This is a genomic window from Mycobacterium sp. E3298 (genome assembly GCF_001666895.1).
Classification (GTDB): Bacteria; Actinomycetota; Actinomycetes; order Mycobacteriales; family Mycobacteriaceae; genus Mycobacterium.
The window spans coordinates 1-18,935 of record NZ_LZJB01000167.1 but is presented as its reverse complement, the minus strand read 5'-3'; the positions used below and the strand labels follow the sequence as shown (position 1 = coordinate 18,935).

At 66.4% G+C, this 18,935-nt stretch carries 14 protein-coding genes; 10 read left to right on the top strand and 4 right to left on the bottom strand.

The features are described 5' to 3' along the window. From A9X05_RS07785 to A9X05_RS07770, 4 genes are all read left to right on the top strand, one after another. Window positions 1–1,211, top strand: a 1,211-nt coding sequence (locus tag A9X05_RS07785) for an adenosylmethionine--8-amino-7-oxononanoate transaminase (RefSeq protein WP_067780467.1), incomplete at its 5' end; no start/stop codon positions are given. Between the two features lie 4 nt (window positions 1,212–1,215). Beyond that, on the top strand, window positions 1,216–2,364 hold the full coding sequence (locus tag A9X05_RS07780; RefSeq protein ID WP_067780461.1) for an 8-amino-7-oxononanoate synthase: 1,149 nt from the start codon (window positions 1,216–1,218) through the stop codon (window positions 2,362–2,364). Next, window positions 2,361–3,041 carry a dethiobiotin synthase gene (gene bioD / locus A9X05_RS07775; RefSeq protein ID WP_067780459.1) on the top strand — a complete coding sequence of 227 codons (681 nt, stop codon included), beginning with the start codon at window positions 2,361–2,363 and terminating at the stop codon, window positions 3,039–3,041. Before A9X05_RS07780 ends, bioD begins: the two co-directional genes overlap by 4 nt. Next, on the top strand, window positions 3,041–3,550 hold the full coding sequence (locus tag A9X05_RS07770) for a 2'-5' RNA ligase family protein (RefSeq protein ID WP_067780456.1): 510 nt from the start codon (window positions 3,041–3,043) through the stop codon (window positions 3,548–3,550). The genes bioD and A9X05_RS07770 overlap by 1 nt, the downstream gene beginning before the upstream one ends. Here A9X05_RS07770 and A9X05_RS07765 read toward each other — a convergent pair. The 4 genes from A9X05_RS07765 to A9X05_RS31575 all read right to left on the bottom strand — a co-directional run bounded on the left by A9X05_RS07765 (window position 3,547) and on the right by A9X05_RS31575 (window position 7,377). After that, on the bottom strand, window positions 3,547–4,911 hold the full coding sequence (locus A9X05_RS07765) for a hypothetical protein (RefSeq protein WP_067780454.1): 1,365 nt from the start codon (window positions 4,909–4,911) through the stop codon (window positions 3,547–3,549). The genes A9X05_RS07770 and A9X05_RS07765 overlap by 4 nt on opposite strands. Continuing rightward, window positions 4,908–5,270 carry a hypothetical protein gene (locus tag A9X05_RS07760; protein ID WP_067748065.1) on the bottom strand — a complete coding sequence of 121 codons (363 nt, stop codon included), beginning with the start codon at window positions 5,268–5,270 and terminating at the stop codon, window positions 4,908–4,910. Before A9X05_RS07760 ends, A9X05_RS07765 begins: the two co-directional genes overlap by 4 nt. 3 nt (window positions 5,271–5,273) lie before the next feature. Next, on the bottom strand, window positions 5,274–7,118 hold the full coding sequence (locus A9X05_RS07755; RefSeq protein ID WP_067780451.1) for a hypothetical protein: 1,845 nt from the start codon (window positions 7,116–7,118) through the stop codon (window positions 5,274–5,276). Between the two features lie 88 nt (window positions 7,119–7,206). Continuing rightward, window positions 7,207–7,377 (bottom strand): hypothetical protein, encoded by a 171-nt coding sequence (locus A9X05_RS31575; RefSeq protein WP_197498966.1) that lies wholly within the window; start codon window positions 7,375–7,377, stop codon window positions 7,207–7,209. A 132-nt stretch (window positions 7,378–7,509) separates the two neighbouring features. Between A9X05_RS31575 and bioB the strand changes: the two genes are divergently transcribed. From bioB to A9X05_RS07725, 6 genes are all read left to right on the top strand, one after another. After that, window positions 7,510–8,544: a biotin synthase BioB gene (gene bioB, locus A9X05_RS07750; RefSeq protein ID WP_067748062.1), complete on the top strand. Its 1,035-nt coding sequence runs from the start codon at window positions 7,510–7,512 to the stop codon at window positions 8,542–8,544. A gap of 12 nt (window positions 8,545–8,556) precedes the next feature. Beyond that, the gene (locus A9X05_RS07745) at window positions 8,557–9,744 is read left to right on the top strand and encodes an alpha-L-rhamnosidase C-terminal domain-containing protein (protein ID WP_368664921.1); all 1,188 of its coding nucleotides are present in this window, start codon (window positions 8,557–8,559) and stop codon (window positions 9,742–9,744) included. Window positions 9,745–9,775: 31 nt separating this feature from the next. After that, window positions 9,776–12,106: an alpha-L-rhamnosidase gene (locus A9X05_RS07740; protein WP_067780448.1), complete on the top strand. Its 2,331-nt coding sequence runs from the start codon at window positions 9,776–9,778 to the stop codon at window positions 12,104–12,106. Continuing rightward, window positions 12,103–14,001: a family 20 glycosylhydrolase gene (locus A9X05_RS07735; protein ID WP_067780445.1), complete on the top strand. Its 1,899-nt coding sequence runs from the start codon at window positions 12,103–12,105 to the stop codon at window positions 13,999–14,001. Before A9X05_RS07740 ends, A9X05_RS07735 begins: the two co-directional genes overlap by 4 nt. A 105-nt stretch (window positions 14,002–14,106) precedes the next feature. Continuing rightward, the gene (locus A9X05_RS07730; RefSeq protein WP_156736546.1) at window positions 14,107–18,123 is read left to right on the top strand and encodes a hypothetical protein; all 4,017 of its coding nucleotides are present in this window, start codon (window positions 14,107–14,109) and stop codon (window positions 18,121–18,123) included. A 233-nt stretch (window positions 18,124–18,356) separates the two neighbouring features. After that, complete coding sequence (locus A9X05_RS07725; protein ID WP_231978295.1) at window positions 18,357–18,656, top strand: ribosomal L7Ae/L30e/S12e/Gadd45 family protein; 300 nt, start codon at window positions 18,357–18,359, stop codon at window positions 18,654–18,656. The last annotated feature ends 279 nt before the right edge of the window (window positions 18,657–18,935 follow it).

Genomic DNA, 18,935 nt, shown 5'->3' with positions numbered 1-18,935 from the left:
GGGCAGGGGTCGCCGCGCGGGGGGCCACGTTGACGTTGATCCGGGACGGCGAGCCGATCGAGGCGCTCGACGCGATGAGCTCGTGGTGGACCGCGATTCACGGGCACGGCCACCCGGTGCTGGACGCGGCGCTGACCACGCAGCTGGGAGTGATGAACCACGTCATGTTCGGCGGGCTCACGCACGAACCGGCCGCCCGGCTGGCGCAGCTGCTGGTGGACACCACCCCGGCCGGGCTGGACACCGTGTTCTTCAGCGATTCCGGATCGGTGTCCGTCGAGGTCGCGGTCAAGATGGCGCTTCAGTACTGGCGCAGCCGCGGCCGGCCCGGCAAGCACCGGCTGATGACCTGGCGGGGCGGCTACCACGGCGACACGTTCACGCCGATGAGCGTCTGCGATCCCGACGGCGGCATGCACACGCTGTGGACCGACATCCTGGCCCGCCAGGTGTTCGCCCCGCAGGTCCCGCGCGACTACGACCCCGGCTACACCGCGGCGTTCGAGCAGCAGCTCGCCGAGCACGCCGGCGAACTGGCGGCCGTCATCGTCGAACCGGTGGTGCAGGGCGCCGGCGGGATGCGCTTCCACGACCCCCGCTACCTGCGCGACCTGCGCGAGCTGTGCCGGCGGCACGACGTGCTGCTGATCTTCGACGAGATCGCCACCGGCTTCGGCCGCACCGGCGAGCTGTTCGCGGCCGACCACGCCGGGGTGAGCCCGGACATCATGTGCGTGGGCAAGGCTCTGACCGGCGGCTACGTCACCCTGGCCGCCACGCTGTGCAGCACCGACATCGCGCACACCATCAGCGCCGGCGAGGCCGGCGCGCTGATGCACGGGCCCACCTTCATGGCCAATGCGCTGGCCTGCGCGGTGTCGGTGGCCAGCGTCGAGCTGCTGCTAGACCAGGACTGGCGCGCGCGGGTGGGTGAGATCGCCGCCGGGCTCGCGGACGGGCTCGAGCCCGCCCGCGCGCTGCCCGGCGTCACCGACGTGCGGGTGTGCGGGGCGATCGGCGTCATCGAGTGCGCCCGCCCGGTCGACCTGGCCGTCGCCACCCCGGCGGCAATGGAGCGCGGCGTCTGGCTGCGCCCGTTCCGCAACCTGGTCTACGCGATGCCGCCCTACATCTGCCCGCCGGGCGAGATCGCCCAGATCACCTCGGCGATGGTCGAGGTCGCCCGCCTCGTTGGCTCTCGTAGTCTTTAGGGCGATGAAAACACCGATCGAGGTTTCCCCACTGGCCTGGCTGGAGGAGGTGGAGAAGCAGCGCCGCGAGGCGGGGCTGCGTCGCTCCTTGCGGCCCCGCCCGGCCGTCGCCACCGAGCTCGATCTGGCGTCCAACGACTATCTCGGCCTGTCCCAGCACCCCGACGTGATCGAGGGCGGCGTCGCCGCGCTGCGCATGTGGGGCGCCGGGGCCACCGGATCCCGGCTGGTCACCGGCGACACCGACCTGCATCAGCAATTCGAGTCCGAGCTCGCCGAGTACGTCGGCGCATCGGCGGCCCTGCTCTTCTCGTCCGGATACGCGGCCAACCTGGGCGCGGTCGTCGGCCTGTCGGGCCGGGGTTCGCTGCTGGTGTCCGACGCCCTCTCCCACGCGTCTTTGGTCGACGCCTGCCGGCTGTCGCGGGCCCGGGTGGTGGTGACGCCGCACCGCGACGTCGACGCCGTGGCGGCCGCCCTCGCCTCGCGCGACGAGGAGCGGGCCGTCGTGATCACCGAGTCGGTGTTCAGCGCCGACGGCGCGCTGGCGCCGCTGGGCGAGCTGCACGAGGCCTGTCGCCGGCAGGGCGCGCTGTTGATCGTCGACGAGGCCCACGGCCTGGGCGTGCGCGGTGGCGGGCGCGGGCTGCTGCACGAGCTCGGGCTGGCCGGCGCACCCGACGTGGTGGTGACCACGACGCTGTCGAAGGCGCTGGGCAGCCAGGGCGGCGTGGTGCTCGGACCGGCGGCGGTGCGGGCCCACCTGATCGACGCGGCGCGCACGTTCATCTTCGACACCGGCCTGGCGCCCGCCGCGGTGGGCGCCGCGCGCGCCGCGCTGGGCGTGCTGCGGGCCGAGCCGTGGCGGCCCGAGGCGGTGTTGCGGCACGCCCGCGCCCTCGCCGAGGCGTGCGACGTTCCCGACGCGCCCCACTCGGCGGTGGTGTCGGTGATCCTGGGCGACCCGGAGGTGGCGCTGGCCGCCGCGACCGCCTGCCTGGATGCCGGCGTGAAGGTGGGCTGCTTCCGGCCCCCGACGGTGCCCGCCGGGACGTCCCGGCTGCGGCTGACCGCGCGGGCGTCGCTGGACGCCGCCGAACTCGACATCGCCCGGCGGGTGCTGTCCGACGTCCTCGCCGTGACGCGCCCTTGACCGTCCTGGTCGTCACGGGCACGGGCACCGGGGTCGGCAAGACCGTCGTCACCGCCGCCCTGGCCTGCCACGCCCGTCAGGCCGGCATCGACGTGGCGGTCTGCAAACCGGTCCAGACCGGCACCGACTCCGGCGACGACGACCTGGCCGAGGTCGCCCGGCTGTCCGGCGCGACCGAACTGGCCGCGCTCGCCCGCTACCCGCAACCGCTGGCGCCGGCCGCCGCGGCCGAGCTGGCCGGCGCGGCGCTGCCCACCGGCGACCAGGTGCTGCGGCTGATCACCGCCCTGGACCGCCCCGGGCGGCTGACGCTGGTGGAAGGGGCCGGCGGGCTGCTGGTCGAGCTCGCCGCCGCGGGGGTCACCCTGCGGGATCTGGCGGTGGCGCTGGGCGCCCCGGCGCTGGTCGCGGTCACCGCCGAGCTGGGCACCCTCAACCACACCGCGCTGACGCTGGAAGCGCTTGCCGCGCACAATGTTTCGTGTGCGGGGTTGGTCATCGGGAGCTGGCCGGCCAGCCCCGGGCCTGCGGAGACCTCGAACCGGGTCGCGCTGGACCGGCTGGGCCCGGTGCGGGCCGCGCTGCCCGCGGGCGCCGGGGCGATGGACGCCGCGCAGTTCGCGGACATGAGCGCGGCGGCGTTCGACCGCGACTGGGTCACCGCGCTGGTTCGCTGATGGTGCATTCCATCGAGCTGCTCTTCGACGGCGAGACCGAGGCGACGATCCGCGGGCTGTGGGACGCGCTGGCGGGCGCCGGGATTCCCAGCCAGGCCCCCGCCGGGAGACCGCACGTCACGCTCGCGGTGGCCGACCGCATCGCCGAGGAGGCCGACGCCGCGCTGCGGCCGCTCACCGGGCGGCTGCCGCTGGGCTGCGCCGTCGGCGCGTCGGTGCTGCTGGGGCGCTCCAATGCGATCCTGGCCCGGCTCGTCGTGCCGACGGCCGAATTGCTCGATTTCCACGCCGAGGTGCACCGGCTGTGCGGGAAGCACCTGGCCCCCGCGGCGGCGCCCACCAGCCTGCCGGGTCAGTGGACGCCGCACGTCACGCTGGCCCGACGTGTCGGCGGCCCGGCCCTGAGCCGCGCGCTGCGCATCGCTGGCCGGCCCACGCTGGTCGAGGGCAGCTTCGCCGCCCTGCGGCACTGGAACGGCGAGAAGAAGGTCGACCACCTGATCGGCTAACCGCCGAACAGCAGGTACAGGCCGGTGAAGGTGTAGCCGACCATGACCAGCATCATCGTCAGCTGGCCGGTGAGCTGGTGGCCCCTGGGCAGCAGCCGCAGGGCCTTGTCGTGGGCCGCGACCACCGCGAGGATGTGGCCGGTCACCACGCACGCCACCTTGATCCCGGCCAGCACCGGCGGGTGGGTGGACAGCACGTAGGCGACCTGCTGATGCGCCAGCCCCAGCACGTTCCAGCCGCGGCCGAAGGGGTCGGCCAGCGCGGACACCGCCTGCTGCCCGCGCTCGACGAGGTAGGTCAGGTAGTGGGCGAAGATGTAGCCCACCACGATCGGGATCAGGGAGTGCGCCAGCTGCCCGGGCAGGGCGCGGCGCCGCTCGCGGTCGACGCCGCCCGTTGCGCGGGCGGCGAGCGAAAACGTCACGGCCACAACCGAAATGAAGACTATGAGGCCCAGCGTCCGCAGCAGCGACGACGACGCCGCGGGCGCCAGGCCGATGCCGGGGGAGAGCCGATCGGCGAAGCCGCGCCACGTAGGCGACGACGAGAAACTGTCGAACGCCGTGGACCCGAGCAGCACCGCGAGCACCATGACCACGCCGGGGCGCACGGGCAGCGACGGCAGATGGTCGAGGGGGTTCCCGACGACGATGCGCCCGGTGTCGGGGTTGCGGCGAAACGGCGACAGGCGCGACACCGCCATGCTGTACACCCCGAACGGGTCGGCCCGGGCCAGCCAGCGCTGGCCGCACAACCAGGCGCCCGCCAGCATCGCCACGGCGTAGCCGGCCAGCCACGCCCGCACCCACGGCAGCGACGCCGGGTTCGGGCTGGCCAGTTCCATCCAGACGAAGGCGAACAGGCCCAGCGCGGCGGGCCGGTAGCCCCAGCCGTCGGGATAGGCCAGCCGCGGTGAGTGCAGGCGCTCCGGCGTGCCGCGGCGCAGCAACAGATAGATCGTCCGCATCGGCGAAATCACCCGCCAGACCGGTCCGATCAGCAGCGACACCGCCACCAGCCCGACCCATAGCAGCACGTAGAACACGCCGAGCAGGGCATTGGCCTCCGACCGCGGGCCCCACACCCCGGCCGCCACCGCCCAGGTCGCGAAGATCAGGCCGAGGGCGGCCGCCGTCCAGCGCGTCGCCCGCGCGTCGACGACGGCGGTCACCGCCGCCGGCAGCGGACGGCCCGGCTTGGCGGGATCGAACCGCGGCTTCCGCCACGCGAACGCGACCAGCGCGAAGGTGAACGTCAGCGCCCACGCCGCCCCGACCATCGCGTACATGTACGGCACCGGAAGGTCGCCGGATCCGCCGAGGCCGTGCGCGAGGACCGCGGTCGCGCCGCGGGCGCTCACGGTTGGACTTGGATGGTCGCGATCGTGCGGTCCAGATGGTGCAGCTCCACCTCGACGTTGCCGGGGACGTCGACGGCGAACTGGAAGGTTTGGTTGGGCGCCGCGGCGACCGGGAACTTGTGGTCGGGCGTCGAGTGGACGTGCAACTCGTCGGTGGCGTCACTGGTCACGTGCAGGGTGATCTGCTGGCGCACCTTGGCCTGCAGCGTGGCGTTGGTCGGGGTCACCTGTCCTTTGGCGATGGTGACGTCGACCGTCGGGCCGGCGGCAGGGGACTGGCTCTGCGAACCGCCGCACGCGATCAGCGCCCACGCCAAAGCCGCCACCCACGCCGCGGCCAGGGCGCTACGCATCCCCATCGGTCACGCCGCCTGGGGGGTGCCGGGCACGGTGTGCTTCTCCTCCTCGGGCCGCTTGGGCAGGGTGTCGTAGTTGTTGATCCGGCCGGCGCCCCAGGTCAGGGCGGTGATGACCATCAGCGTCAGGAACAGCACGACGATTCCGCCGGCGGTGAACAGCCAGGCCGGCGCGCTCTGGTCGCGCTCGCGCTGCAGGATCGTGACCTCCAGGACGAACGGCCGCGTACTCGTCGCGAGGGCGGGGACCTCGGGCGCCGGGATGGCGTCGTCGGCCGGCTCGTAGATCGGCACGGCCGTCATCGTGCGGCCGTCCTGGACCCGCAACAGCGTCTTCCAGTCACCCCACACCGGGACCGGCTGCGTGGACCGGTAGTGCCCCGGCCCGACCTTGGCGAGCTTGTCGATCATCAGGCCGCGGTCGTTCTGCATCCGCCCCTGCCAGGACAGGATCGTCAGCCAGTCCGGGTGGTCGCTGACCATGGTCGTCGGGGAGATCATCACATCGGCCGACACCATCCGCTGGCCTGCGGGGCTGGGCAGATCCGTCAGCGTCACGGTGGCGGTGTTCTTGCCCGGCACGAGGATGTGCAACCCGTTGGCCACCGCGCAACCGATCACGAGCACCGTCAGCGCGACGACGCCGATGGCGAGCCGGCGGCCCGGCACGCGCTCGCCGGTGAGCACCATGCCGAACATCGCGCCGCACAACCCGGTCAGGACGGCCACCGGCACCGACATCGCCAGCGCCTCGCCCCACATGCTGGTCGGCCACGGGTAGTGGTAGACGGCCCCGATCCACAGCGATTCCAGCCAGAGCCCCACCGTGGCGACCCCGAGGCCCGAGACGGCGCCGAACACCAGCGGGCGCTTGATCAACGGCGTCAGCGCCACCAGCTCGACGATGAGGGCGGGACCCAGGTAGAGCGGGAACCAGTTGATCGGGGCGCCCAGGATGGGGCCGACGACCACCGCGACTGCGCCCCGCAGCGCGATGGCGAACACCGCCGCGATGATCGCGGCGCCGCGGCCCATCGTCAGGCGGGCGGCGACGGCGGCCAGTGCGGACGCCGCGGCGATCAGCATCGGCTGAAACACCAGCCGGAACTGCGGGACCCCGAAGTCGAACTCGATCTGGTAGACCGACAGGCCGATGAACAACCCGCCGAACGACAGGTACCGCAGGAACGAGATGAACGCGCCGTTGAATACCTCCCCGGCTTCGTGCGCCTCGCCCTCACGCTCCAGCATCAGCACCGAGAACAGCGAGAAACACGCCCCGCCGATCATCATCAAATGCGTTGGGCCCCAAAGGGTGACGTCTTGACCGAAGATCCGGTGCCAGATGTCGTCGAGCGGGAACCCGATCATCGCGTACATCCCGCAGCCGGCCATCAACAGTCCGCCGACCGGCGCATACCAGTTGCGCGTGATGCGCACCGCCGCGGGCCCCGGCTTGTCGAACGGCAGCACGACCGACACCGCGCCGCCGACGAAGATGCCGAACAGGCCGATGATGATGAAATAGTGCGCGGGGTTGGCCAACGGGCCGGGGTCGCGTCCGTTGCCGATGTGCCAGCTGACGTCCCAGATGAACCCGAACAGGGCGCAGATGATGAACGTCGTGAAGATCATGACCGGCAGCGCCACCCAGTTGGGCCGGTGGAACTTCTCGCCCAGCTTGTCGGCGACCCGGGTCAGCCACTGGATGCGATGGGTGCGATGGGCATAACCGATCCACAGCATGCCCGCGGCGATCACCACCGCCGCGACCGAGAGCCCGATCACCTGGTTGAGGCCGGCGCCGCGCGCCGGCGCCTCCGCAACGAAAACGAGTTCCGCCGATGTCATCGTCAAACCCTCCCAACAGCGCCCGACTGCCTGGCGAGCTGTGATCCAGCTCGCACGAAGCGGAATGCCCAAATCACGGGCCGGTCAATCACCGATTTTCGTCGTCGCGCTGCCCGGCGTCCTCGGACTCGTCGGGGGTCCGGCGGTCTTTGAGCGCGACGTAGAGGATCACGCCGACGACGATGATCGCCGGCAGGAACGCCGGGATCGCCAGCAGAATCATGTGGTGGGCCACATAGGTGACGTGTGGGTCGGTCATGGTGGTGAGATACCCCGGGGGATGGCATGCACTGCGGCCGTTACCCTACTTTGAACACTTTTTATTGACAGCCGCCACGACCGTGGGGCAGGAGGCCGCGCGCGCGGCCAGCGACGATGCAGGGGAGTACTGGTGACTCAAGCGGCAACTCGACCGGCGACCGGCGCCAACGACGCGGACATTCTGGCGGTTGCCCGCGAACAGGTGCTCGAGCGCGGCGAGGGACTGGATCGCGAGCAGGTGTTGCGGGTGCTGCAGCTGCCGGACGACCGGCTCGACGACCTGCTGGAGCTGGCCCACGAGGTGCGGATGCGCTGGTGTGGCCCCGAGGTGGAGGTCGAGGGCATCATCAGCCTGAAGACCGGTGGCTGCCCCGAGGACTGCCATTTCTGTTCGCAGTCGGGGTTGTTCGCTTCGCCGGTGCGCAGCGCCCGGCTGGACATCCCGAGCCTGGTCGAGGCCGCCAAACAGACCGCCAAGTCCGGTGCCACCGAGTTCTGCATCGTGGCCGCCGTCCGCGGGCCCGACGAGCGGTTGATGACTCAGGTCGCGGCCGGCATCGAGGCGATCCGCAACGAGGTCGAGATCAACATCGCGTGCTCGCTGGGGATGCTGACCGCCGAGCAGGTCGATCAGCTGTCGCAGATGGGTGTGCACCGCTACAACCACAACCTCGAGACCGCCCGCTCGTTCTTCACCAACGTCGTGACCACCCACACCTGGGAGGAGCGCTGGCAGACCCTTTCGATGGTGCGCGACGCCGGCATGGAGGTGTGCTGCGGCGGCATCCTGGGCATGGGCGAGACGCTCGAGCAGCGCGCGGAGTTCGCCGCCGAGCTGGCCGAGCTGGGGCCCGACGAGGTCCCGCTGAACTTCCTCAACCCGCGGCCCGGCACGCCGTTCGGCGACCTGGAGGTGTTGCCGGTGGCCGAGGCGCTGAAGTCGGTGGCCGCCTTCCGGCTGGCCCTGCCGCGCGCGATGCTGCGGTTCGCCGGGGGGCGTGAGATCACCCTCGGTGACCTGGGCGCCAAGAAGGGCATCCTGGGCGGCATCAACGCCGTGATCGTCGGCAACTACCTGACCACGCTCGGCCGGCCGGCCGAAGCCGATCTGGAACTGCTCGACGATCTGCAGATGCCGATCAAGGCGCTCAACGCCACTTTGTAAGAGACTTGGAGACTGTGGTTCGGGATCTGGGCGCTCCGGGTCGCCGATGCGGTCGTCATGGGCAAGGTGATCTACCACACGTTCGGAGATGAGCTGCTGCTTCGCAAATGCCTGCTCCAGGGCGCTCGCATTCAAAACGAAGACGGGTCGATTCCCGGCACGGGGCCGGAGCGCAATGCGTTTCTGCTGCCGGATTTTTGTGCCCACTGGCTGCTCGGCGTCCACGAGCATTGGAGGTATACGAAGGACCGAGCCTTCGCCGAGGAGGCGTGGCCCGCCGTTGAGCGCCTGCTCGGCTGGTTCCTCGCTCAGGAAGACGAGAACGGGCTGTTCGCGGGTGCCGATCGGGACGGCTGGTGGTGCTTCATCGACTGGGCGGATTATATCGACAAGCGCGACCGAGTGACGGTAGTCTCCTGCTTTTATTATAAAGCGCTGCAGTCGGCTGCGGAGATGGCCCGGGACCTCGGCATGCCGGACCGCGCGGCGGAGTGGACGGAGCGTGCGGTCCGGCTGCGGGCGTCGATCCGGGCGAACCTTAGGCAACCGGGAAGCCTTGTATTCGCGGATTGCCGCGGCCCGGAGGGCCTGTCCCCGTCTGTGACGGCTCAGACGAATTTCGCCGCGATGTGGAGCGGGGTTATGGACGACGAGGAGGCCGAGCGCTTCTTGGACGAATGGTATGACGCCGGACGGCTCCCCGGGCTGAAGGGGGCGTTCTTCTACCATGTCGTACTGGAAGCGCTGATCGAACGCGGGCGGACGGAGCGCGCCTTGGCAATCATGCGCTCGTACTGGGGCGGCATGCTCGAGCGGGGGGCGACCACCTGGTGGGAGACATTCGATCCTGCCACGCCGGCCTGCACTATCCCGAGCCCTTATCAAGGCAACACGCCGACTTACCTGATCGATAACATCCCGGTCAGCGCCTGTCATGGCTGGGGGGCGTCGCCGAGCTATATTTTGACCCAATATGTGTTGGGCGTCGACCTTAGCAGACTGGGAGACGGAATCGTCCGCCTGCACCCCCGTCCGGGCGATCTCGAATGGGCGGAAGGCGCGGTCCCGACGAGGTTCGGCGCGATCCGCGCCGCTTGGCGCAGAGCGGACGACGGATCGATCCGGATAGAGGCCGAGGTGCCGGAAACGGTGCGGGTCGAAGCGCCGGAATCCGTCAAGCTCGTGGTGACGAGGAGGTGATCTCGTGTCAGCAGCGCACGAGGAGGCGGCTATGTGGATTTGGAAGCCCGGACCGGTTCGGACGAACGACTATGCCCTGTTTCGCCGCAGCTTCCATTGGGAAGGGGGAGCGGCCCGCGCCGAGCTCCGCGTCTCGGCGCATCATTTCCTGCTTCTTGAGGTGAACGGCCGCCGGATATCGGGATACGGCTCGCCTGCGCCAACGACCCCGCCCCGCACCAAGTACGAATTGCGGTACGATATCTCCGCCCTGCTCGTTCCCGGCCTTAACACGGTATCCGCTGTCGTTCATTACCTGGGCGGCGGCGGGCAAAATTCGGTGGACGGCTATCCGGGCTTCCGATGCGAGCTGGATGCCGAGGATCCGCGCGGGAGGAACCTGCGGCTCGTATCGGATGAGTCGTGGGAAGTCTGCGGCGAATCTCCGTACGCCGCCGGCAGGCCGTATCAGCAGAGCCGGCGGCTGTCCGTTTCCGAGAGGTACGACGGGCGAATCGCCCGAAGGACGACGGCGTGGATGCGGGGAGAGCGGGACGACCTAACTGCCGGGTACGCAGTGCCGTCCTTGATCGAATCTGCGGAGGAGCCATGGGTGCTGGTGCCGCAGGCTATTCCGGAGGGCCGCGAGGAATGCGCCATCCGGCCCGAGCGCTGCGGCATCCAGCGTGTCGGCCATCAGACGTTCGACGCCGGACGGATCGTGAGCGGATGGGTGAGGCTGACGCTGCGCGGCGTCGGGGGCGCCGAGATCCGGGTGCGGTATTCCGAACGGCTGGAGGCGGACGGCTCGGTTGCGCGCAGCGTCTGCAACGAGCGCTCCGCTACATACTGCGACGAATATGCGATGGGTGGCGACCCGGACGGCAAGGAGGAGACATGGCAGCCGGACTTCGCCTACAAGGCGTTCCGTTACTTTGAGATTACAGGCTACCCCGGCTGGATCGGGGAGGAGGACGCGGAGGTGGTCTGGGCTCACACGCCCCTCGGGGACGAAGGAGGCTTCGAATGCTCGGACCCGCTGCTGAACGCCCTGTTCGACGCTTGCATCCGCACGCAGAAGAACAACGTGCTCGGACTCGTCACCGACTGCCCGCATCGCGAGCAGGCGCAGTATTTGGCGGACTCCGACCTGCAGTCGGAGACGCTGACCGCCTTCTTCGCGGGCGCGCGGCCGGTGCTCCGCAAGGTGCTTGAGGACTTCCGCGACGCGATGCAGCCGGACGGCACCTTCCCGTTCGTCGCGCCCGGCAGCACGGACCGGCCGGAGTTCGATTTCCGCATACCGGAGTGGGATCTTCACTTCGTCAGTTTGCTGTGGAACGTGTACTTCGCCTACAGTGATCTCGACATCGTGCAGCGCTGCTACGGCGCGGCCAGCCGGATGATCGACGCCCTGCTGGGCCGAGTAAGCGGGGAGACCGGGCTGCTCCCGAAGAGCGGATATTGGCACATCAGCGATTGGCCTTACCCGTCGGTGGATCAAGAAGGACCCTATCTGACCGTGTACAATGCGAAGTTCCACCGGGCGCTCGAGCTGATGTCCAAGCTAGCCCGCCTTGACGGCAAGGCGGAGGACGTTGGCCGCTATGAGGAAGCGGCAAATGCGCTGAAGTCCGCCATGCTTCGGCATCTGTACGATCCGGCCGCCAAGGCATGGGGCGATTGCTGGGGGTCGGAATCCCGCAGCCAAGGCACGAATGCTCTGGCTGCCCGCAGCGGATTGACGCCGGAGGAGGATCTGCCGGAAGCGATTATGGGATTGACCCAGGAATGGAGCAGCCGGACGGTGCTCTCGCTCGAGCTGTTCCGTGTGCTGTTCGAGCACGGCGAGGGGGCGACGGCGATGGCTTGGCTCACCCGGCCCGATTATCCCGGCTGGGGATACATGATTGCGCAGGGCGCCAAGACGATGTGGGAGGGGTTCGAGGATATCGAATCCCACAGCCATGCCTGGAATGGCTATCCCGCCCGGCTCATGGCGGATTATCTATTGGGCGTTCAGGCGCTGGAGCCCGCGTACGCCCGGGTAAGGATCTCGCCCAACTTCGCCCCTGTGCTGACTTATGCGAAGGGGACGATCAAAACCGTTCAGGGCGACATTCGCGTCCGGTGGGAACGGATGCACAAAGGCATCGCCTTCTATGTCGAGCTGCCGCCGGGCGTGACCGCGGAAGTCGTGGTCGCGGAAGTCACGACTGTCGTGCTGCCGCCGGGCGTGGCCATGGAAGCCACTTCTATTGAAGAGGAGGCCGAGGAAGTCGCGAACCCGGACGACTTGGCGGACGAGGCAGCTGCAAAGACGCTGATTCTGGGCGAAGGCTCGCATTATCGATTTCTGACGAATGGAGGTTATGCGCGATGAACGAGTCTCCGGCATGGCTTCTGGCGCCGGCGCCCGCGAGGTGGGAACGGCTGCCCGGCGGCTGCCTTGTGACGGCCAATACGGCCATTCATTCGGAGGAGGGAGAGGAGCGGATCGTCGGACGCGCAGCGGAAAGGCTGCGTAAGCTGCTGGCCGAAGCGGCCGAAAGGCCTGGAGCCGCTCGTCAAGGCGAATCGTCTGCCGCCGAGGCTGCGATTCGGTTCGCTCCGGCTCCTGCCCTGGGCGCCCAGAGCTACGAACTGGACCTATCGGAGCAGGGCGCGGAGATCCGCTACGGAGACGGGGAGGGCGCTTACCATGCGGTCGCCACGATCAAGCAGCTTCTGCTGCAAGGCGGCGGCCGGCTCCCGGGCCTGCGGATCGGAGACGCTCCGGCCTTCCCGGTGCGCGGCGTCATGCTGGACATCAGCCGCAACAAGATTCCGACCATGGAGACGCTGTACCGCCTCGTCGATCTCCTCTCGGATTGGAAGATCAATCATCTGCAGCTGTATATCGAAGGATTCTCGTTCGCCTATCCGAGCTTTCCCCAAGTATGGGAGGGCCGCACGCCGATGACGGGCGAGGAGTTCGAACGCCTCGATCGATACTGCCGGGAGCGGTATATCGATCTCGTGCCGAACCAGAACAGCTTCGGCCATATGACGGCATGGACGGCCAGAGTGGAGTTCAAGCCGATCGCCGAGTGTCCCGACGGCTTCGACATGCCGCTCGGGCGATTCGAGAGCTCGATGAGCCTGAATCCGGTGGATAAGGAGAGTCTTGCATTCGTCGAGACGCTGTACGACGATCTGCTCCCCCATTTTACCTCCGCCTACTTCAATGTAGGCTGCGACGAGACGTTCGACCTCGGACTGGGGCGCAGCCGGGAGGCCTGCGAGCGTCTCGGCAAAGGCAGGGTGTACCTTAACTACTTGCTGGACATTTACGAGCTCTGCAAGGCGCGCGGCAAAACGATGATGTTCTGGGGGGATATCATCAAAGAGCATCCCGAGCTCGTCCCGGAGCTTCCGAACGACGTAATCGCCATGGAGTGGGGATACGCGGCGAACCAGCCGTCGGAGGCCCAATGCGAGCGGTACGCCCGGGCGGGCATCCCATTCTACGTCTGTCCCGGCACCTCCAGCTGGAATTCAATTACCGGCCTCACGGACCATATGAAGCAAAATATTCGGAACGCGGCCTCCTACGGCATGAAGCACGGAGCAGCAGGGCTGATCAACACGGATTGGGGGGACGCAGGACATTGGCAGCCGCTGCCGGCCAGCTATCCCGGCTTTCTGTACGGTGCGGCCATGGCCTGGGGACCGGTGCAGAACGAGGCGCTTGATTTGGGAGAGGCGCTCACCCGGTTCGTATTCCGCGACGCTTCAGGACGAATGGGGCACATCGTAACGGACTTCGGCAATTATTATCTGGAGGAAAAAGAAAGCGCATTCAACGGCAGCGGTATATTCCGTACGTTGTACTACCACCAGCTGGACGATACGAACCGAACGCTCGACTTCCTTCATCTGCCCGACATGGAGCGTTGGGAATTCGACGGTGTCGCAGCTTACGTCGAGCGGCTGCTTGAGGAGCTGGAGAGCGTCGAGCTGGCATGCGGCGACGGCAAATTGCTTGTGGCCGAATACCGCCAGGCAGGCCGGCTGATCCTGCTCGGTGCCGATCTGGGACGGTTTAAGCTCGACCGGGAGGAGGTGGATCGGACCCGAGAGAAGCTGACATCCATGATCGCGGAACTGGAGCAAGTAATCGGCGACCTGAAGGACAATTGGCTTGCTCGCAACCGCCGAGGCGGGCTGGAAGACAGCCTGACCCGTTTGTACGGCTTGCGGGATCAAATGCGGAAGGCGCTGGCGGAGGCGATCTGACGATCGCGCGGATGCGGCACCATTCCGTCTATCCAATGCGGAGGTGGAAGGTACATGTTTAGGGGAAAACAAGGCACTCGAAAGCGATTCGTCAGCTTGATGATGGTGTTCACGCTGCTGTTGACCGGCCAAGGCGGCCTCTTCGCTTCGGCTTCGTCCGCCCAGGGGACCCAAACATCGGTCGGCTTCGAGTTCAACGAAAACGGCAATACGGAAGGGTGGCTCAAAAATTATAATGGCGTCGCGTCCTTTAAAGTCGAGGAGGGGGCGCTGCAGCTGCAGCTCGACAAGACGGATCCGTACTGGTACGCGACGAGTCCGCTCGGACTGTCCGCATCGGCGGATCAGACGCTGTCGTTTCGGATGAAGGCAACGAAGGGGGAATCCGTCGCCTTTTACTTTGATACGGATTTGTCTCCGGGCTTGGCCGAAGCGAAGCGCATTATCGTGCCGATCAAGGCGGACGGGGAGTATCACGAGTATACGGTGAAGCCGTCCTTAAACCCGTATTGGAAAGGCACGGTGCAAAAGCTGCGAATGGACCTCGAGCCGTCCTCCAGCGTCCCGTCTGAAGTCGCTCTCGACTACTTCCGCATCGGGGAGCAGTCGGGCTTCGGTTATGATTTCAACGGAACGGCCGATGGCTGGAGCGTGAAGCAGGATCTCTCGGACTGGACAATTCAGCCGGGAAGCGTCCGAACGACTGTTAACGGTTCGCAGCCGATGATCGAGTCCGGCCCGATCGGCAAGCCGGCGGAGGAGCTGGGCGAGATGAAGATCCGGACCAAGGTCGAAGGAACGGCATCTACCGCCGCTTCCCTGTCCGTTGCCTTCACGACCCAAGGGGAGACGGCATTCAAGGCCGATGACAAGGTCTCCGTTCCGATCGCGGCGGATGGGCAGTATCACGAGTATACGGTCAAGCTGTGGGAGCACCCGTCATGGGCGGGCGATATCGGGCAGCTCCGCCTTCAATTGAACGGGACGGGCGATCCGCCGGCAGGCAGCTGGGAGATCGACGCCATTCATTTCCAAAGCGTCGCCCTGCCCTCTTATGACTGGAACAAAGACGGCGACGCGCAGGGCTGGCTGCCGCTGAGCAATTTGACCCCCTTTGACGTATCGGGAGGCGCGCTTCATACATCGGTGAACGGGGGCGATCCGTACCTCGGCAACGAGAACGTGGAGGGCATCATCGGCGAGCGGGATAAGACGCTGACCGTCCGCATGAGCGCGACCGCGGGACAGTATGTGTCGGTTTTCTTCGCGACGGATACGAAGCCTTCCTATGCGGAAACGCAGCGGATCGACTTCACGATTCAGGCGGACGGCAGCATGCACGACTATACCGTGGCGGTAGGCGACCACCCGCTGTGGAAGGGCAAGATCACCAAGCTGCGCCTGGATCTGGAGGGAGGCGACCGCTCGGGGGCGAAAATGGCGTTCGACGAGGTCCGGTTCATATCCAGTCCGGCCGGGGCAGATCTGTCGGTGAAGCGCTCGAAGCCGGCCCTGCACCCGGGCGAGGAAGCGGACATTACCGTCGCGATAAATAATACGGGCGGCAAAACCTTCTTCGGCGCCGAAGCCGAGCTGGTCGTGCCGGACGGGCTGCAGGTATTGGATGGCGCGAACGCCGTTCCGCTCGGCGACCTGGCGCCGGGCGATACGGCCACCGCGGCCTGGAAGGTCAAAGCGACAGCGGAGAGTCCGTCCAGCGTAGAGGTGCGGCTGCATGCGGCGGGGTTCGAGCAGAGCTACTCCGTTTCGCTGCCGGTCGTGAAGTCCGGCGCGAATAACGAAGCCGGGCGGCCGAACAAGGCGCAGGCGTATACCAAGGACACCGGCGACGCCGTGCTGGAGAACGGCAACACGCGGCTCGTCGCGCAGAAGTCGGGATTCGGCTACGGGCAATATCAGGTGTACACCTGGGACGGCGATTCGCAGGACTGGAAGCTGATGGCAAGCGTGCAGCCTTTCGCGGCAGTTGTCGTTAAGCAGGCCGGCGGCTTCGCCGAGACCGTCGCCTTCTATCCGGAGCGCGTCTTAGCCGACGTCTCGAACGGAACGGCGTCGCTGGCGTTCGAAGGCGCCGTGAAGGATTCCTCCGGCAGACAGTGGTCTTATCAGTTCAGCTTCGCATTGAGCGATGCGGACGATCAGATCAAGACCGGCCAGCGCGTGCAGGCCGACCGGGACGCCGAGCTCCTCAACCTGACGGGCCCGGTGCTGACGGTAGGGGAAGGCAGCTTCGGCTCGTCCAAGGACGAGGCTTTGTTCCCGGGATTGGAATGGCTGACGGGCGACGAATCGTCGTCGAGCCAGCAGGACGTGCATACGCCCGCTTACCTGCGCTACGTTCCTCATCCGTACAAGATTACGGTTCCGCTGATGGCGGTCCGTCAAGGCAATGACTTGATCAGCTTGAGCTGGGATCCGAAGCAGCAGTGGGACGGCGTTCACGAGCTGCCGGCCGCCCGGTTCGCTTCGCCGAACTGGGTGGAGAACCAGAACAACCATGTGATGGGCCTGTCCGCGTTAAGCGTCCCGGATTATGTGAAGGAGAACCATGAGCTGGCCGATACGGCTTATGCTCTGACTGCGGGCCGGACGCTCACGCTGACGGCCGGGATCACGACGGCCGAATCGGATACGGTAGCAGACGCGGTATCACTCTACCTGCGGGACAACGGGGGGCTGCCGGCTGTTCCCGAGGTTCGCTCGTCCGAGAAGCAAGACGAATTGGGCCTCGACGCTTACCTTCGCACCTATTGGGATCCGGCGACGAAGGGATGGCGGCATGTCAATATCGCCTCCTGGGGCACGGATCAATTCCCGGCGGACATGGTCAGCCTCAAGCTGCTAGCCGCCGCCCGTCCGGAACGCAAGGCGGAGGTTGAAGACGTCCTGTCGCAGGCGCTGTCCGCGATGCCGGACAAGAAGCGGCTAGGCAAGCCGGACTATCACATTCCGCAGTTCCAGGCGCCCTTCCTGATCGGGTATTGGGACGATGCCCTGGCCGGCCTTAAAGCAAATATGCAGGCGCTGATTACGGATCAAGACGCGTCTGGCGCCTGGCTGTACAAAAATGCAGGTGCGTACAATCCGCCTCTTGGCGAGAACGGCACGCCGATGTTCGGCCAAACGGCGCAGAATGTGAAGCTGCTGCTGCAATATGCGGGCATGACCGGAGACGACGCGGCCCGGGCGGCCGGCCTGAAAGGCTTGGTGGCTCTCGCCACGATGGGCGGGGTACCGCGCACCAGCCAGCCGTGGGAGGTGCCGCTGCATACGCCGGACATTCTGGCCGCGGGCCATGCGGTAGGCGCCTACCTGGAGGCTTACAAGCTGACCGGCAAACCGGAATATCTCGATCAAGCGAAGGCTTGGGCGGAGAAGGGACTTCCGTTTGTGTACACGTGGGGCGTCGACGAGCGTCCGCTGATGAAATACGCGACGATCCCGATCTTCGGCGCCTCGGCTTATATTAACCCGTGGTTCGCAGTGCCGGTGCAATGGAACGGCCTCGTCTATGCCTACGAGCTGCTGGAGCTGACCTCGTATGACAATGAGGGACCGTGGAAGCAGGTCGCGGACGGCATTCTCGCCAGCGCGGAAATCCAGCAGGCGTCGGGCGAGGACGAGACGTGGCGCGGCGGTTACCCGGACAACTGGCGGCTTATAGCTAACAGCCGCTCGGATACGACGATGCTGAATCCCGAGGAGATCGTGAAGACTACCTTCTTGCAGCGCTATTTGGAAGGAGAGGGACCGAATCCGGACTTCAGCTCGGTCTCCATCCCGGGCTGCCCGGAAACAAGCCAGCGCAAGCAGGCCTGCACCGGCGCGATCATATCGTCGATGGCCGACATCAAGAATACATCGCCGTCGGACACGAAGCATCTGGTCGCCTTCGAGCTCCGTTATACGTCCGGCGAGACGACCTATGTGTTGGTCGCGGAGCGAGAGAAGCCCTTGCAGATTACGTTGAACGATGAGAATCTTGCCGAAACGAATGACCTTGCCACGGCTTCGGCGGGCTGGACTTACCGAAACGCGGACGGAATCCTGATTCTTAAAATTCCGCATTCCGGAAAAGATAAAGTAAAGATCCACTATTAGACAATAGAGAGTCGCTGCCGCTAGCTCCCGCTTTTTAGATGAATATAGGCTTGACGGCTGCGTTGTCTGTTCGCGGACACGCAGCTTCCGTCTGTAATTTGCTCCGGGAATGGCGATCTTAGTCCTCGCTCGTCATCTATCGACACGCCGATTTTCGGACCTCCCGGAAGCCGTAAAATTAGCGAAGGCTTTCTTGACACTGCCCAACCGAGGTGTTAAGATAGCCTATGTGTGTGCCCGACGTGGTTGATTTTGATCGTTCCGTAGGAGTTGTTATGATGGACTTGATAGCTCATCATCTTGCGAACAACGTCAAAGTCGGCACCAAACAGACGACCAAGATGGTGGAACAAGGCAAGGCCATCGGCGTCTATGTCGCGCAAGATGCAGATTCGCGCCTGATCGGCCGCATCACTCAGCTATGCCAGCAGCGGGGCGTTCCCTTGACAGAGGTGAACACCATGCGGGAGCTCGGCAAGCTATGCGGAGTCGATGTCGGTACGGCGATGGCCGTGGTAGTAGAGAGAGTATGAAACCGGGACCTTACCGCGCTTCTTGTTAGAGAAGATCAGCGGGCGGACCCTTTCGTTTATCTCAAAATGAACCGCCTGGATCTGTGGGCTTCGCGCCGCGGGAACCGGTAGCCGTTAGTTTTTTATGCAAGGCATTCATGGGAAGGGGGTGGCAACATGCCAACAATTAACCAGCTCGTACGCAAAGGCCGCGAGCCGAAGGTGGTCAAGTCCAAGTCTCCTGCACGTCGACGGTGTTGGGCATGAGGATGATCGACATCGACCTAGCTCGAACACGGG

Bases quoted from the DNA above. Each gene is read 5' to 3' on its own strand.
- A9X05_RS07780 (WP_067780461.1), top strand. From the start codon at position 1,216: ATGAAAACACCGATCGAGGTTTCCCCACTGGCCTGGCTGGAGGAGGTG.
- A9X05_RS07770 (WP_067780456.1), top strand. From the start codon at position 3,041: ATGGTGCATTCCATCGAGCTGCTCTTCGACGGCGAGACCGAGGCGACG.
- A9X05_RS07760 (WP_067748065.1), bottom strand. From the start codon at position 5,270: ATGGGGATGCGTAGCGCCCTGGCCGCGGCGTGGGTGGCGGCTTTGGCG.
- A9X05_RS07755 (WP_067780451.1), bottom strand. From the start codon at position 7,118: ATGACATCGGCGGAACTCGTTTTCGTTGCGGAGGCGCCGGCGCGCGGC.
- A9X05_RS31575 (WP_197498966.1), bottom strand. From the start codon at position 7,377: ATGACCGACCCACACGTCACCTATGTGGCCCACCACATGATTCTGCTG.
- A9X05_RS07740 (WP_067780448.1), top strand. From the start codon at position 9,776: ATGTGGATTTGGAAGCCCGGACCGGTTCGGACGAACGACTATGCCCTG.
- A9X05_RS07735 (WP_067780445.1), top strand. From the start codon at position 12,103: ATGAACGAGTCTCCGGCATGGCTTCTGGCGCCGGCGCCCGCGAGGTGG.